Below are 262 nucleotides of genomic sequence, written 5' to 3' on the forward strand. Positions count from 1 at the left end.
GGTCGCTGATCATCGGCCTGGCCATGGTCGTACTCGCCTTCTTCCTGCTGACCGGCCGCACCTGGGCTCGCATCCTCGTGACCATCGTCGTCGCGATCAACGCGGTGAGCCACGTGATGTCGCTGCCCGCCCAGCCCTGGTGGTCACTGATCATGATCGGGCTCGATGTCCTGGTGATCTACGCGGTCACGGTGCATGGACGGGAAGTGCGAGCCTGATCGTTATTTGATCAGTCTGCTGAGGTCTAGCCAAGCTTGACATC

General features: G+C 61.1%; 1 protein-coding gene. It reads left to right on the forward strand.

The genetic code is table 11. From position 1 onward, the window contains the following. A partial coding sequence (locus SB775_RS30695; RefSeq protein WP_410865042.1) for a DUF7144 family membrane protein occupies positions 1 to 218 on the forward strand: 218 nt, incomplete at its 5' end. Positions 219 to 262 lie beyond the last annotated feature (44 nt).

This window comes from Peribacillus sp. SIMBA_075 (assembly GCF_046534585.1).